Source organism: Streptosporangium sp. NPDC002544, from assembly GCF_040295965.1.
Lineage (GTDB): Bacteria > Actinomycetota > Actinomycetes > Streptosporangiales > Streptosporangiaceae > Streptosporangium.
In genome coordinates this window covers 99,634-114,141 of record NZ_JBEOWJ010000015.1, presented here as the reverse complement: position 1 = coordinate 114,141, position 14,508 = coordinate 99,634, and the positions used below count along the sequence as shown (strand labels likewise).

14 protein-coding genes and 1 pseudogene are annotated in these 14,508 nt (G+C 69.9%); 11 read left to right on the top strand and 4 right to left on the bottom strand.

What is annotated here, in order from left to right; translation table 11 throughout:
* Nucleotides 1–385: 385 nt before the first annotated feature.
* The 6 genes from ABT061_RS23345 (at nucleotide 386) to ABT061_RS23320 (ending at nucleotide 6,770) form a co-directional block, all read left to right on the top strand.
* Nucleotides 386–2,089 (top strand): ABC transporter substrate-binding protein, encoded by a 1,704-nt coding sequence (locus ABT061_RS23345; RefSeq protein ID WP_350921368.1) that lies wholly within the window; start codon nucleotides 386–388, stop codon nucleotides 2,087–2,089.
* A complete protein-coding gene (locus ABT061_RS23340; protein ID WP_350921365.1) occupies nucleotides 2,076–3,005 on the top strand; it encodes an ABC transporter permease in 930 nt (309 codons plus the stop codon). The genes ABT061_RS23345 and ABT061_RS23340 overlap by 14 nt, the downstream gene beginning before the upstream one ends.
* Nucleotides 3,002–3,988 carry an ABC transporter permease gene (locus ABT061_RS23335; protein WP_350921363.1) on the top strand — a complete coding sequence of 329 codons (987 nt, stop codon included), beginning with the start codon at nucleotides 3,002–3,004 and terminating at the stop codon, nucleotides 3,986–3,988. Before ABT061_RS23340 ends, ABT061_RS23335 begins: the two co-directional genes overlap by 4 nt.
* The gene (locus ABT061_RS23330) at nucleotides 3,981–5,015 is read left to right on the top strand and encodes an ABC transporter ATP-binding protein (RefSeq protein ID WP_350921361.1); all 1,035 of its coding nucleotides are present in this window, start codon (nucleotides 3,981–3,983) and stop codon (nucleotides 5,013–5,015) included. The genes ABT061_RS23335 and ABT061_RS23330 overlap by 8 nt, the downstream gene beginning before the upstream one ends.
* Nucleotides 5,012–5,800, top strand: a complete 789-nt coding sequence (locus tag ABT061_RS23325) for an ATP-binding cassette domain-containing protein (protein WP_350921359.1) — start codon at nucleotides 5,012–5,014, stop codon at nucleotides 5,798–5,800. The genes ABT061_RS23330 and ABT061_RS23325 overlap by 4 nt, the downstream gene beginning before the upstream one ends.
* 121 nt (nucleotides 5,801–5,921) lie before the next feature.
* Complete coding sequence (locus ABT061_RS23320) at nucleotides 5,922–6,770, top strand: alpha/beta fold hydrolase (protein WP_350921356.1); 849 nt, start codon at nucleotides 5,922–5,924, stop codon at nucleotides 6,768–6,770.
* Here the strand turns inward: ABT061_RS23320 and ABT061_RS23315 are convergent.
* On the bottom strand, nucleotides 6,757–7,719 hold the full coding sequence (locus ABT061_RS23315; RefSeq protein WP_350921354.1) for a LysR family transcriptional regulator: 963 nt from the start codon (nucleotides 7,717–7,719) through the stop codon (nucleotides 6,757–6,759). The two genes, ABT061_RS23320 and ABT061_RS23315, sit on opposite strands and share 14 nt — an antisense overlap.
* Before the next feature lie 183 nt (nucleotides 7,720–7,902).
* Here ABT061_RS23315 and ABT061_RS23310 point away from each other — a divergent pair, with 183 nt between their 5' ends.
* The 3 genes from ABT061_RS23310 (at nucleotide 7,903) to ABT061_RS23300 (ending at nucleotide 10,226) form a co-directional block, all read left to right on the top strand.
* Complete coding sequence (locus ABT061_RS23310; protein ID WP_350921352.1) at nucleotides 7,903–8,925, top strand: alpha/beta fold hydrolase; 1,023 nt, start codon at nucleotides 7,903–7,905, stop codon at nucleotides 8,923–8,925.
* Between the two features lie 93 nt (nucleotides 8,926–9,018).
* Entirely contained in the window at nucleotides 9,019–9,480 is a 462-nt protein-coding gene (locus ABT061_RS23305) for a DUF5990 family protein (RefSeq protein ID WP_350921350.1), read from the top strand.
* 170 nt (nucleotides 9,481–9,650) lie between these two features.
* Nucleotides 9,651–10,226, top strand: coding sequence for a hypothetical protein (locus ABT061_RS23300; protein WP_350921348.1), 576 nt, complete (start codon nucleotides 9,651–9,653; stop codon nucleotides 10,224–10,226).
* Nucleotides 10,227–10,348: 122 nt separating this feature from the next.
* On the opposite strand, the gene ABT061_RS23295 is transcribed toward ABT061_RS23300, so the two are convergent.
* Together ABT061_RS23295 and ABT061_RS23290 are read right to left on the bottom strand one after the other, a co-directional pair.
* Nucleotides 10,349–11,023 carry a YoaK family protein gene (locus tag ABT061_RS23295; RefSeq protein WP_350921345.1) on the bottom strand — a complete coding sequence of 225 codons (675 nt, stop codon included), beginning with the start codon at nucleotides 11,021–11,023 and terminating at the stop codon, nucleotides 10,349–10,351.
* Between the two features lie 376 nt (nucleotides 11,024–11,399).
* Complete coding sequence (locus ABT061_RS23290) at nucleotides 11,400–11,972, bottom strand: histidine phosphatase family protein (RefSeq protein ID WP_350921344.1); 573 nt, start codon at nucleotides 11,970–11,972, stop codon at nucleotides 11,400–11,402.
* 119 nt (nucleotides 11,973–12,091) lie between these two features.
* Here ABT061_RS23290 and ABT061_RS23285 point away from each other — a divergent pair.
* Nucleotides 12,092–12,148, top strand: a pseudogene (locus tag ABT061_RS23285) (CbtB domain-containing protein); the annotation flags it as partial.
* Between the two features lie 25 nt (nucleotides 12,149–12,173).
* Entirely contained in the window at nucleotides 12,174–12,314 is a 141-nt protein-coding gene (locus tag ABT061_RS23280) for a hypothetical protein (RefSeq protein ID WP_350921343.1), read from the top strand.
* A gap of 175 nt (nucleotides 12,315–12,489) precedes the next feature.
* On the opposite strand, the gene ABT061_RS23275 is transcribed toward ABT061_RS23280, so the two are convergent.
* Nucleotides 12,490–14,277 carry a pectate lyase-like domain-containing protein gene (locus tag ABT061_RS23275; protein ID WP_350921340.1) on the bottom strand — a complete coding sequence of 596 codons (1,788 nt, stop codon included), beginning with the start codon at nucleotides 14,275–14,277 and terminating at the stop codon, nucleotides 12,490–12,492.
* Between the last annotated feature and the right edge of the window lie 231 nt (nucleotides 14,278–14,508).

The window sequence follows — 14,508 nt, the reverse complement described above, 5'->3', positions numbered from 1 at the left end:
CAACGGGACAGTCATTAGCGGTACGGGCTGTTCGAGCAGGTCAGGGCGATGCACGACCAACAGTGTCGAGTCAGCTTTTCGGCCCGAACATGGCGGGACGGTCCGGCGTGATAACACGATCTTTAGTGTTTCCGCAGGTCGCGGTGACCATCCGCACCATGATCCATCTCACCGCCAATGGCTGTCCCGTTGTTCCTCGACCCCGGGGACCGCCGGGCTATCATGGACGCCGCGCGCGCAGATCTCCGCGATCTGTAAGATTTTCTGAAAGGTTCCCTGCAAAACTCCTCGATGGACGCGCGCTCTCGCCCGCCAACAGACTCCCTTCCTGAGATTCAAGCAGCGGACCCGACCGATCGGGACCGCTTCACAGGAAGCGCGATCTATGGCGAACCGATCCCGGAGAGTGGTGCCCGCAGGGCTCGCGCTCGTCCTGGCCCTCGTGATGGCGGGCTGCAACGCGAACTCGCAGTCCACCGAGCCGACGAAGGGCAAGAACACGACGGCGCTCGAGTCCGCGCCCCAGGGCGGGACCCTGCACTACCTCTCGCGGCGCGCGAACGAGTCCTTCGAGACCGCCAACGCGCAGATGGTGCCGACCAGCCGGCTGCGGTGGGTGCACCGCGGGCTGACGTCGTGGCGGACGTTCCCGGACAAGGACACGACCCTCGTGCCGGACCTCGCCACCGACACCGGTACGACGGACGACGGCGGCAAGACGTGGACCTTCACGCTGCAGGAGGGCCTGAAGTTCTCCGACGGCAGCCCGATCACCGCGCAGGACGTGAAGTACGGCATCGAGCGGTCGTTCGCGCCGATGTTCCAGGGTGGCCTCGGCTACCACAAGACGCTGCTGGTCGGCGGCACCGACTACGACGGCCCGTACGACGGCAAGGAGCTCGACTCCATCGAGGTCGTCGACGACCACAAGATCGTCTTCCATCTGACGCGTCCGTTCGGCAACTGGCCGTGGATCGTCAGCATGCCGGCCTTCGCGCCGGTGCCCGCTGCGGCCGACACCGAGCCGGAGACGTACGGCGAGCACCCGGTCGCCAGCGGCCCGTACCAGGTGACGAGCTTCCGCAAGGGCTCGCAGGCGGTGCTGGACCGCAACCCGAACTGGAAGGCCGACACCGACCAGGCACGGTTCGCCGGCCCGGACAAGATCGTCCTCGACATGGGCCTGAACAACGACACGATCGTGCAGCGCCTCATCGACGACAAGGGCGAGGACAAGACCGCGATCAGCAACGCGCTCATCTCGCCGTCGCAGTTCCAGCGGATCGAGTCCGACCCGTCGATCTCCGGCCGCATGGCCAACAGCCCGTCGGGCTACTTCCGCTACCTCGCCATGAACGTCAAGCGCCCGGGCCTCTCCGACGTCCGCGTGCGGCAGGCGATCAACTACGCGATCAACAAGGCCGAGGTGCAGAGCGTGTACGGAGGCCCGAAGTTCGGCGGCCAGATCACCTCGACCATCATGACGCCCGGCATCCCCGGCCACACCGAGTACAACCTGTACGACGGCGGTGACACCGGCAACGTCGACAAGGCGAAGGAGCTGCTCGCCGACGCCGGCGTCTCCGACCTGAAGCTCACGCTGACCTACCCGACCGACGTGAGTGCGATCGAGGAGAAGGAAGCCCAGAGCATCAAGAACTCGCTGGCGCGGGTCGGCGTCAAGGTCGAGCTCAAGGGCCTCGACGGCAACACCTGGTACGAGCTCGTCTCGTCCGCCGACGGCGACTACGACATGACGACGAACGGCTGGGGAGCGGACTTCCCGAGCGGCATGAGCACCATCCAGCCGCTGTTCGCGTCGAGCGAGATCGACAACGGCGGCGGCAACGCCTCGAAGTTCTCCAACCCCGAGGTGGACGCCGCGATCGACGCCGCGACCGCGGAGCCGGACCTCGACAAGGCCGCCGAGATGTGGGCCGCGATCGACAAGCAGATCATGGAGGAGGCCCCGGTCGTGCCGATCCTCGTGCAGCGCACGCAGGCCCTGGCCGGTTCGAAGATCTTGAACTACTTCATCCCCGCCTACCCGCCGTTCGCGAATGAGCTGGTCGTCGGTGTCGATCGCTGAGATCCAGCAGGCGGAGGGCCGGGGTACGCCGGCCCTCGGCCGCTTCCTCCGGAAGCGGTCCGGCGTCGCCGGCCTGGTCATGCTGGTCGTGCCGCTCGTCGCGGGGCTCTGCGCCCCGCTGCTCGTGCGGATCGAGGGACAGGACCCGAGCACCTTCCACCCCGACCTGCTCGACCCGGACGGCGGCCGTCCGCTGGGCGCCTTCGGTGGCGTCAGCGCCGACCACTGGCTCGGCGTCGTCCCGGTGACGGGCGTCGACCTGTTCGCCCAGATCGTCTACGGCATCCGCTCGTCGCTGTTCATCGCGTTCGGGGCGAGCATCCTGTCGATCGCCTTCGCCGCCGTCCTCGGTACGGCGATCGGGTACTTCGGCGGCTGGCTCAACGCCGTCGCGGGGCGGGTGATCGACTTCATGTTCGGCTTCCCGGGCCTGATGTTCGTCATCGCGATCATGGCGATCGTGCCGCCGGAGATGCCGCGGGGCCTGGTCCTCGTACTGGTACTGGCCTTCTTCGGCTGGACCGTCCCGGCCCGGATCATCGGCGCCCAGGCCGGCGCCGTCAACGCCCGCGCCTTCGTCGAGGCGGCGCGCGCGACCGGGGCTCCGCCCTGGCAGATCATCCGCCGAGAGATGCTGCCGCACCTCTTCGGCCTGGTCGTCGTCCTGTTCGCGATGTCGCTGCCTGGCAACGTCAGCGTCGTCGCGGGACTGTCGTTCCTCGGCGTCGGCCTGCGTGGCGACGTCCCCGACCTCGGCAAACTACTCTCGGACTCGCTGCCGTGGATCTACAGCGGTGCGGACGTCTGGTACATGCTCTTCCCGGGCGCCGTGGTGTTCCTGATCGTATTCGGCGCCACGCTCGCCGGTGACGCGCTCCGCGACGTCCTCGACGTGCGCACGGAGGATGCTGCATGATCGTCTACATCGCCCGCCGCATGGTCACCGCGGTGTTCATGCTCCTCGCGATCGCCTTCGTGACGATAGCCCTCTTCTTCGGGGCCTCGAAGGACCCGGCCCGCGCCATGTGCGGCAAGCCGTGCCCGCCCGAGACCCGGGCCAAGGTCAGCGCCTACATGCAGACCGACCAGAGCGCGGTGTGGCAGTACACCGAGTTCGTGAAGGGTCTCTTCGTCGGCCGTACATACGGCGAGGGCGCCCAGCAGGTGCACTGCCAGGCACCCTGCTTCGGCTACTCATTCCCGAACCGCAGCGACGTCACGACGCTCATCGTCGAGCGGCTGCCCGTCACGTTGTCGCTCGCGGTCGGCGCGGCCGTCCTGTGCCTCGTCGTGGGCATCGGCCTCGGCGCGTTGTCGGCGATACGCAAGGGCGGGATCGTCGACCGGTTCTCGACCGGCTTCGCGATGTTCGGGCTGTCGGTGCCGACCTTCCTCGTCGGCCTGCTCGTCGTCCAGGTCTTCGGCTTCATGCTCAACGCGCTGCCGTACTCCGGCTTCGTGTCGTTCTCGGAGTCACCGGCGGACTGGGCCTGGCACCTGATCGGCCCGTGGATGGTGCTGTCGTTCATCCTCGCCGCCGGCTACATCCGGGTCACCCGCACCCAGCTCCTCAACGAGCTCTCGGCCGACCACCTCGTCGCGATGACCGCGCGCGGCGCGTCGGCCCGGCAGGTGAACCGGCACGCCGTCCGCGGCGTGATGGTGCCGGTCGTGGCGATGTTCGCGCTCGACGTCACCGCGCTCCTGGGCGGGTCGGTGATCGCGGAGAAGGTGTTCAGCCTGCACGGGCTCGGCGACCTGCTGCTGTCCGGCGTGAACGAGTCCGACCTGAGCATCGTCGTCGGGGTGACGCTCTTCTCCGCCTTCCTCATCATCATCGGCAACCTGATCGCCGACCTGCTGATGCCGCTTCTCGATCCGAGGATCCGCCGTGCCTGACCCCGTACTCCAGGTCGAGGACCTGTGCGTCTCGTTCACCAGCGGCGGCGTCACCGCCGATGTCGTCCGGGACCTCTCCGTGAGGCTGGACGGCGGCCGCACGCTCGCCGTGGTCGGCGAGTCGGGGTCGGGCAAGACGATCACCGGCCGGGCGATCATGCGGCTGCTGCCGCGCGGGGCGAGCGCCCGGGGCCGGATCGTCGTCGCCGGCCGGGAGATGCTCTCCGCCGACGAGCGCGAGCTGCGCCGGGCCCGCGGCTCCGACGTGGCCATGGTGTTCCAGGACTCGATGTCCGCGCTCAGCCCGTACCTCGACATCGGCGCGCACATCGCCCAGGCGATCCGCCTGCACAACCCGTCGGTCACCCGCCGCGCTGCGCGGGCCCGTGCGGTCGAGATGCTCGACCGGGTCGGCATCCCCGAGCCCGCGGACGCCGTATGCCGCTTCCCGCACGAGTTCTCCGGCGGCATGCGGCAACGCGCGGTGATCGCGATGGCCCTGGTGAACCGGCCGGCGCTCCTCATCGCCGACGAGCCGACCACCGCGCTCGACGTGACGGTGCAGGCGCAGATCCTGGCCCTGCTCCGCGAGCTCCAGCAGGAGTACGGCATGGCGATGCTCCTGATCAGCCACGACTTCGGAGTGGTGGGGAGCGCGGCGGACGACGTCCTCGTGCTGTACGCCGGCCGCCAGGCCGAGTACGGCAGCCTCCGCGACATCTTCGAGCAGCCCGCCCACCCGTACACCGCCGGTCTCCGCGCGGCCACGCCGCGGCTGGACGCCCGACTCGACACCGGAGGGGAGCGGACCCGGCTCCGCGCCATCCCCGGCGCCCCCACGTCGCTGCGCGACGCCGGACCGGGTTGCGCCTTCGCGCCGCGCTGCGGCCTCGCGGACCAGGTCGGCGAGCGCTGTGTCGTCGAGACACCGCTGCCCACCGTCCGCCCGACCAGCGAGGGGGGCGGCCTGCACCTTGCGGCCTGCCACCTCGATCGTCTCCCCGCACCGCAGGAGGTCGCCCGGTGAGCGAGCCGATCCTGGAGATGACCGACGTCAGCAAGCGCTACCGCGCCGCCGGTGGCTTCGGCCGCGGGCGCAAGGGCTTCCTCGCCGTCGACGGCGTCTCGCTCCACGTCGAGCGGGGCGAGGCGCTCGGCCTGGTCGGCGAGTCCGGCTCGGGCAAGTCCACGCTGGCGCGGATGGCCAACGGCCTGGTGGTGCCGACGTCCGGCACCGTCCGTACGGACGGGCAGGACGTCGCCCGCCTCGGTCGGCGAGGACTGCGGCGGCTGCGGCGCAACGTCGCCATGGTCTTCCAGGACCCGTTGGCGTCGCTGAACCCGCTGCAGACCGTGCGGCAGACGCTGGAGAACGTCTTCCGTGCGCACGGCGAGACGACGTCGACCGCCGAGCTGGTCGCGCTGCTGGAGTCGGTCGGCCTCGGCGCCGACTACCTGGGGCGCTACCCGCACGAGGCGTCCGGCGGGCAGCTCCAGCGCGTCGCCGTGGCGCGCGCGCTCGCCCTCAAGCCGGACCTGATCATCGCGGACGAGCCGACCTCGGCGCTCGACGTGTCGGTGCGTGCCCAGATCCTCAACCTGCTGGCCGACCTGCAGCGCGACCAGGGGATCTCGTTCCTCCACGTCAGCCACGACCTGGCGGTGATCCGGCTCTACAGCGACCGCGTCGCCGTCATGCAGCGCGGCCGCATCGTCGAGACCGGCCCGTCCGACGAGATCTTCCGCTCCCCGCAGCACCCCTGCACGCGCGCGCTGGTCGAGGCGACACCGGAGGCGGAGCTGCCGGCCTGACCTGCGGGAGCGTTGCGCGACGCCGACCAGGCGTGCCACGATCATGACCATGACTCACCGAACGACCACCCCGTCGTGAGCCGGCCGGAGGCCGGCGCGACAGAGTACTGAATGAGGACACGTGGGAACCGACCTGTTCGTCCGAGAGTACGGGCGGGACGCAGCAGATGCGCCCGCCATCCTCATCCTGCACGGCGCCGTGGAGTCCGGCGCGTGCTTCGGCGACGCCGTCGACCGCTGGTGCGGCGACTACCACATCGTGGCGCCGGACGCCCGGGGCCATGGGAAGTCGCCCAGCCGCCTGCCCGAGCACGAGGGCGTTTCGTCCACCGACGTGATGGTGCAGGACGCGATCGACATCCTCAAGGACATGCTCGACGAGACCGGGCGCAAGACGCTCGTCGTCGGGCACTCCATGGGCGCGCGGATCGCCGCCTTCGTCGCCGCCGACGCCCCGCACCTCGTGGCCGGCGTCGTGCTCGAGGACCCGCCGTGGTGGGTGCCGGAGGCCGGTCCCAACCCGTGGCTCAGCGTCGAGCAGACCACCAAGGACCCCTTCGACTACGCCGACACGGCGTCGGTCGAGGAGCTCATGGACATGCAGCGCGAGCTCAAGCCCCACTGGGCGGAGCAGGAACTGCGCCCACTCGCCGAGGCGATGAAGGCCGTCGACATCGACTACATGGAGCAGCGGGTCCACGAGAGGCGCCGGATCTGGACGCCGACCGCGCGGCAGATCACGGTCGGCCCGGCCGGCGTACCGGCGCTGCTCGTCACCGGCACCGGCGACGTCATCGTCGACAAGCACTCCCGTGAGCGCCTCACGGCCGTCGCGCCCGGCTTCGACGTCGTCGTGATCGAGGGCGCCCACCACTGCGTGCGCCGCGACAAGCCGGACGAGTACCACCGGCACGTCGACGCCTTCCTCCGCGAGAACGCGCCGTCGGCCGGAGCCGTCACTCGACGCTGAAGGTGTCGGACCGCGCGAGCGGGCCGTAGATCTCCGAGTCCGGCTGGGCGACAGCGGCCCGCATCGCCTCCAGCCCCGCACGTACGACGGGGTGGCCCTGGTTGTCGCGCCGCGTCGTCATGATCACCTTGCGCAGCGGCGCGATGCCGCGCGTCGGCAGGATCGTCACCCAGTCGGCGTCGCGGGCGGAGAGCGCGGACTCCGGCACCAGGCAGATCCCCGCCTCGGCGGCGACCAGCGCCAGCGCGGCGCGGTAGTCGTCCGAGACGTGGGTGATCGGCGGGTGGAAGCCGAGCTCGGCGCACGCCTGCAGCACCATCGTGCGGCACGGGTTACCGGGCGAGGGCATGATCCAGCCCTCCTCGGTGAGCTGGGTGAGCCCGATGCCCTCCTCGCCGGCCAGCGGGTGCGCGTGGGGGAGGACGGCCTTGAACCGCTCGATGTAGAGCGGGAACTTCACGATGTCGGGGGAGTCGCGCTCGGGGTCGGACTCGTACTCCAGGCTGACGGTCACGTCGATATCGCCGCGCATCAGCATCCGGTGGCTCATGTGCGCCTCCGCGTCGACGACCGTGACGTCGACGCCCGGCGCCTGGCGGCGCAGCTCGACGATGGCGGGTGCCACCAACCAGCTGATCGCCGTGGGGAAGGCGCCGATCCGGAGCTGCCCGAGGACACCGCCCGCGTGCGCGGCCAGGTCGGCCTCGGCGATCTTCAGCCGGGAGTTGATCTCCTCGGCGTGCCCGGCGAGGATACGCCCGGCCGGCGTGAGCGCCAGCTTGCGCCCCGTGCGTACGACGAGCGCGTGGCCGACCTCGCGCTCGAGCGCCGCGAGCTGCTGCGACACCGCGGACGGCGTCAGGTGCAGCGCCGCCGCGGTCGCGGTGACCGAGTCGGACAGCACGAAGGCACGGAGGACAAGAAGACGTCGGGGGTCGATCGTGGGCACGCGGGCTCCGTCGCGAATCGGCCGCGGTGGGGGCATCCGCGAGGCGGGACCAGGAGACCCCGATGCTAGCGGGCGCTTCCGGACGCGCGGCGCTCGGCCTGGCCAAGCGGATAGAAGGGCCGGGGCGGGCGGGCCGGGGCCGATCGCGGCGCTGGCCGATCGCCTGACCTGGTCGAGCAGGCCATGGGTCACCAGCTCACCGCGCTGCTCGGCCAGGCCGCCGCACTGGAACGCCTGGTCGATCGGTGCCGCCAGGACGACACGACTGCTCTGGCCGACCACCTGAACTCGGACTCGGTGGCCAGGGACATGGAGGCGATCCGCATCGCCCTCGGCCAGGACAGGCTCAACATGCTGGCCTTCTCCTACGGCGGGGTTCCGGCCGCCGCGTACGCGCGGCTTTACCCTGGGCACGTCCGAGCAGTGGTTTTCGACAGCACGCCCGACGCGACGGTGGGCTGGCGCGGTATGGAACGCGTGCAACTGCGCACCACTGAGGCGGCGTTCAAGCGCTTCACCACCTGGTGTGCCGGTGACGACGCGTGCGCCCTGCGGGGGCGGAACGTGCGTAAGCTCTGGCGCGAGCTGATCAAGAGCACCGGCCGCAGGCCCGTCACGTATGCCTCCGCCCGGCTGGGTGAGATCAGACTGACCGATTTGCACCTCAAGGCGCTGGCCCGGATGGTCCTCCCCGTTCCGGAGAGGTCACCGGAGTTCGCCGGCGCGCTGCTCAAGGCGAGTAAGGGCGACTTCGCCTGGTTCGGCGAGCAGATCCTGGGCGTCTCCGCGAGCTGGAGCTCGCCGGGCGCGGCGGCGACCCGGTGCCCGGACGGCCTGGTCGGACTGGGGTACGAGGCGCTCGTCAGCGACCGCCGTTACAGCGAGCGGATCTCCCGCGACTTCGGCGGCGGGGTGGGCACCGGGCTGGAGGCCCTGGCCTGCTCCGGCTGGCGGCACCGGCCGGTGAACCCGCCGCGCCCCTTGCCGGCCGGACTGCCTTCGGTGCTGGGACTCGGCGGCGATCGTGACTTTCCGGTCACCGAGCTCCTGGTGAGCAGGATCCCAGGCTCGGTCGCCGTCCGCTATGACGGCCCCGTTCACGTCGTCTACCTGCGGGCGAAGGACCCGTGCGTGACGGGGTACGCCGACCGGTATCTGACGAGGCTGACGTTGGCCCCCGCAGGCACGCTCTGCTCGCCCCGGTAGTCGATGCCACGGCAGAGAAGATTCCCGCATCCAGCCGGGGCCGCCACACGCCACCGCCGCTGACGGCCCCGCCTTTTGCGAGAAGATGATCCCATGCAGATCCGGATCGAGGCCTTCGACCTGCCAGGCCGCACCTGCGCCACCGCCCCTGGCTTCCCCGGCTACACCGACATCCACGTCGCGGTCCAACGCCGAAACCAGCGAGAGGAGCTGCTCGACCCGCAGCCCGGCGACGCCGCGTCGGCGACCTGGACGCTGGAGTGCACCGCGACCACCACCCCGTCCGGCATCGACCTCAAAGGTCCCCATATCCAGGGCCGCCCCGAAGGCCGGTTCATCTATCTGTCATGGGGCACCCTGGGGGAGGCCGGCACCTTCACCCTGTTCCGGCGAGCCAAGCTGATGCTCGACGCCGTCGACCCGACCACCGCCAAGGCCGCCACGCGCTCCGGGCTGCTGCTGGCCCGTCTTCGCCTCACCGATGCCAGGAACCAGCCGCTGTGTGCCGCGGTCAGGCCACCGCTCGTCGAATGGCTCGCCGGGCAGGCACATTGATCTCCCGCCACGGCCGCAGAGCATCATGTGGCTCCGTGTCGGCCCGCGCACTCGGGTCCGGGTGACCAAGGTCACAGCCTCCCGTCGGCCACCTCTCGGGATCGTGACATCGCGCTCGTACGTATCAATGACGCACAGCCCTGTTCTCCCCCGGCCCCCAGGAGTCCGCCATGACCTGCACCAGAGGTGACCTGAGAGCGTTGATCCCGCTGCTTGGCATCATCATTGCCGCCGCGGCGTCCGCCTGCGCCTCGGACGTACGGAGACCACCCACGGAGTCGGCGTCCACCGGACCGACACCCGGGCCGACACTCGCGCCGACCAGGATCGGGCCGCAGCCGGGCACTCTGCGAAAAGACCTGCCGTGCCCGGTCACCAGACCCGCCGACCGCCCCGCCCCGCCACCTCCCGAGGCGATTCGCTGGAACTCCGGAAACGACGGCCTCTACGGCGGTGGCGGCCTGTGGGTGGCGTTGCCTACCTCCGACTCGCGCGCCGTCCGCTGGCCGGACGGCAAACACCATCTGAAGATGGGATGGTGGCGAGCGTTCGACGGCCGGTTGAAACTGGGTGCCACCTCTCTCCGGACCGGCGAGACCGTGACGGAGGAACTCTCATCCGGCTACGGGACACGCGGCTTTCAGGCAAGCACCGTGGGTTTCCCCCATCCAGGCTGCTGGCTGGTCACCGGCTCGCTCGGCGCCACCGAGGTGAACTTCGTCGTTGACGTCAAATTTGAGAGCTGATCGTGAAGCCGTCCCGCGTCGGGGTAGGAGCGCGGGCATGGCGCGGCGGCCCTTTCCGTCTCACCAAACGGATCCCCCGCCGCGCTCCTTCCAGCTGCTCTGCTTCCGCGACCGGTAACAGGTCAGCGGGCGCGCGCCGGTGACGTGCGCCAGATGTAGAGGACGGTTGTCAGGGCCATCAGGACGGTCAGCACCACCAGTGTGGCGTTGAACCCGAAGTTCCGCAGCAGCAGGACGCCGGCCCAGGCACCGAGGACGAGCGCGACGATCTCCCCGGCGCGACGGCGGGCACGTGTGTGCCTGCCGGTGCCGAGAACCGAATCGGCCGCCAGATTGGCCAACGTGCCGGTCACCACGGTCGTACTGATGTCGGGGATCTTGAGACGGCGCACGACGGTGTTCCGCCCGCCCATGGCGACTCCCAGGGCGACGATCAGCGGGTAGCGGCCGGCCTGGGTGGTGGGCAGGAGGAACGAGCCCACTGTGGTGATGCCGAACAGGCTGGTCTCCATGGCCATGGCGAGGATCAGCCTGCGGCGGACGTTCGGAACCCTCTCGACCAGCTGCCCGGCCAGCCCGGCCCCGAGGAAGAATCCCATGACGGCGATGGCCGTCGCGACGAGCGGGAACTTGGACGGGTCGCCCGCGGCGAAGCCGAGAATGAGCAGGTTTCCGGTCATGTTCGCCATGAACACCTGGCCGATGCCCACGTAGCTGATCGCGTCCACGAGTCCGCTGATGACGGTCAGACCGGCCAGCGGCACGTCGGATGGCCGGTCGTTCTTCACCTCTGGCACGGCGGATGGCGGATCAGCCCGGTGGTGAGTCCGTGGACTCCGAGGCCACGCGTCGAAGGGGCTGGGCCCGAGGCGTCGGCGATCCCTGTCACGGTGCCCACCCGCGGCCGGGTGTGACCTCCCCTGGACGGCATAGTCGAACCTCTCGTTACAGGTACCCGCGTCAGATGCCTCTGAGCAGACACTCTTCACCAGAGGTGGAGGAGGATGGCCGTACCGAAACCCGGGCTCGCCGCATTTTGACAAGCATTTTCGAGTGCCCCCGAAAAGCAATATACGGCTATATGGGCTTTTCTCATGAGTTTTTGATGCCGAGGCGCAGGGAGGGAACTCTCATCACCGCGCCGCCCGGCGTGCTTGAGGTCGTGGCTCTCCGTCAGACCGGCGGCCGGTCAGGCTCGGTCGCGCGCAGCTGCCAGCGGCCGTGGTGGGCGGTGAGCTGAACCCGGGCCAGCGGCGGGACGTCGACGCGCCAGAACGAGGCGGGAGGCGCGGCGAGCACGTTCACCAGCGCGGCCCGGATGACCGCGGCGTGCGTCACCGCGACCGCGCGACCGTGGAAGGAATCCCGCCACAGGCCCGCCAGCCAGTCGCCGGTCCGCTCGATCAGATCCACGATCGACTCCCCGCCGTGCGGCCTGGCGGCGGGATCGGTGAGCCATTCCTGGATCGCCTCGGGTTCGGCGGCCTGAACCTCGGCGAGCCCGCGGCCGCGCCAGCGCCCGTAGTCGCAGTCGCGCAGCGCGGGCTCGATCGACGGGTCCAGTCCGAGCGCCGCCGCGGTCTCCCTGGCCGCGGCGGCGGGGCTGCACCAGGCCGTCGCCGCGGACTCCCACCCGTGCCCTGCCGCGTGTCCGCCTCGTTCGGTGAGCGGCTCGTCGGCCGGGAAGAACGCCCGGGAGAGCGCGACGGTGGGACCATGACAGACCAAGATCAAACGGATCGTCACGTGGCGGCTCCGGATGGTGAGCGGGGGATGGCGTCTGTGGATGCCTTTGGTTTCCTTCCGGCCCACGGACGGAACCCGACCCGCATCGTACGTTGTCATCAACCTGACTATGACGGCGATTCGTCCACGAGTTCGTCCACGACGGCCGGCATCTCCTCGGCTTCCCCTGTCACTGACCAGCAGACGGGACGCGCTATGACGATGCGCGCACTGCTGCTGCGCGTAATGCTCGTCGGGCTCGTATCGGCCGCCCTCGGACTGGTGTTCGGCGCCCTAACGGAACGCAGCCTGATCGCCCGGCCACGAAACAACCGGGCGACAGCGACAGCCGACACCGGCTGACCTGTATTCGGAGCCCCGAGGCCACTGCCGGTCCAGGCGTCGTTCCCGTCGCTGCTGCGCGGGCCGGAGCGGGACGTGCCCCCGCCGGTGCGGGAACACGTCCGTTGGACACCGCCCAAGGAGGCCCGCGCACCACGGCCCTCCTTGGGCGGCGCCGTTCACCGGCCGGATCGGGTCAGGGGTAGCTGACCACGTTGCTCGTTCCGTAGGAGCCCACGACGGGGGTGCCCGCCTCGTTGATGGTCCGTTCGATACCGCCGCTGCCGTTGAGGAAGACCGTGACCATGTTGTGGAAGCGAACGTCCCGGGTCTTGGGCACCTCGATCGCCCGGTCCGTGCGGATGTCCACTCCCTGGTTGAAGTAGGAGTAGACGCCCAGGCCCCACGCCTCGTGGGTCCGCACCCCGCGGCCGACCTTGTACGACGCCCAGCCCTTACCGGTCGGGCTGGTCCAGGCCGCCTGGCTCGGCGGGTCGTAGGGAAGCTCGCTCTGGTAGAAGATCGTCCGGCCCCTCTCCCCGTTCCAGATCGTCTGGTACTTCTGGTAGTGCTCGACGAACAGGCCGTACGCCGTCACGTCGTCGCCGTTGACCACGACGCCCGTGTCCGCCGTGTTCTGGGTCCAGCCGATCCCGTTGCCGTGGTCGCCGCGCCAGGCCCAGATGTTGTCGATGATCGTGTCGTCGCTGTTGACCACGAGGCTCGTCTTCGCCCTGCCCACCCACGGTCCGCCGATGCGGAAGAAGACGTCCTGCAGCGAGATCGGGTTCCTGGCGTGGTCCCGGTGGCTGTTGCGGTCGCCGCCGACCTCGACGAGCGTGTCGGACTCGCGCCGCCCGGCGTCGACGAGCACACCCGCGATCCGGACGCCGTCGACGTCCTCGACGCGCAGTGCCGCGTCACCGGTGTCGGGGGCCAGGCTCGGCATGCCGAGCCCGAGCACCACGGTGTCCTTGTGCTTGACCCGCAGGGCCCGGTCGAGGTGATAGACGCCCGGGGTGAGCAGCAGGTGCCTGCCGCGCGACAACTCCTGGTTGATCTTCCGCGCGCTGTCGGTCGGCTTGGCGATGAAGAAGTCACGGATCGGCAGCGACGAGCCCTGCTGCCGGCCGTCGGCCCAGGTCGTGCCCGAGGTGTCGCGGCGCAGGGCCGGGACGAAGACCCGGTAGGCGCCCGAGCCGTCGACGTACAGGAAGGGCTTCTCGCGCGTCACCGGACTGGTGGGCAGCGTCGTGTAGGGCGGGTTGGGGAAGCCTCCCTCGGGAGCACCCACCACGCCGGAGAACACCTGGTTCCAGACCCCGTTGGTCCAGACGTCGCCGAGCACGCTGTCGCGCGTCAGCCACTGCTGCTGCGAGCCGTTGATCGTGACCCCGTCGACCTTCGAGTCGGCGATGTACCCGCCGCTGGAGAATCCGCCGTTCCCCGGCTCCAGCCAGAGGGTGCCGCGAATGTGGACCCGTCGCATCGGTGACGCCTGCGACACCGCCCACTGGTTCGACCAGTCGGTCGGCGTCACGGACAGGTTCTCGGCGGAGCGCCAGAAGTTGGTGAGCGCGGAGATGCCCGCCGCCGAGGTCGGGTCGGGCTGGCCGACGACCCGTACCGCGCCGTGGATGTCGACGTCGTCCGGCGACTGGCCGAGGCCGGCGACGGTCGTGTAGTAGCCGAGCTTCGCGTTGACGTCGTAGCGGCCGGGCTTGAAGAGCACGGCGTAGCGGTCCGTGCCCATCTCGTTGTTCTCCTGCCGGGTGAAGATCTCGTCGAGCTTGGCCTGGATCTGGGGGGCAGGCGTCGACGGGTCGTACACGAAGACGTTGGGCCCGAAGTCCGGCTCCCCGCCCGGGTGCGCGGCGGCGGGGCCCGCCACGGACACCAGGCCGGTGGCGGCGAGCGCCGCCGCCGAGGCGGCCAGCGCGAGGAGACGGATTAGGGAGATGCCTCTGCGTGTACGCGAGGTCACACGCACATCCTGGTCGCGGGCTGTTCTCATCGACCTGCCTATCGAGCACGGGCGGCATGACGACGCCGAGGCACCGAGAGAGCGCTCTCTCGGTGCCGCCATGCTTACGTCAAGCCTTAAATGAAGGGTTGACGTATTTCTATCCGGTCAACGCCGCCTCGCGCTACGGCAGCGCGGCATCTTTGTCCGCCTGCCCGGAAGCGGCCCTGCGAGAGCACAGGGCACGCTCGG

Coding starts and splice junctions, on each gene's coding strand:
- ABT061_RS23345 (WP_350921368.1), top strand. CDS start 386: ATGGCGAACCGATCCCGGAGAGTGGTGCCCGCAGGGCTCGCGCTCGTC.
- ABT061_RS23335 (WP_350921363.1), top strand. CDS start 3,002: ATGATCGTCTACATCGCCCGCCGCATGGTCACCGCGGTGTTCATGCTC.
- ABT061_RS23310 (WP_350921352.1), top strand. CDS start 7,903: ATGGGTCACCAGCTCACCGCGCTGCTCGGCCAGGCCGCCGCACTGGAA.
- ABT061_RS23305 (WP_350921350.1), top strand. CDS start 9,019: ATGCAGATCCGGATCGAGGCCTTCGACCTGCCAGGCCGCACCTGCGCC.
- ABT061_RS23300 (WP_350921348.1), top strand. CDS start 9,651: ATGACCTGCACCAGAGGTGACCTGAGAGCGTTGATCCCGCTGCTTGGC.
- ABT061_RS23280 (WP_350921343.1), top strand. CDS start 12,174: ATGCGCGCACTGCTGCTGCGCGTAATGCTCGTCGGGCTCGTATCGGCC.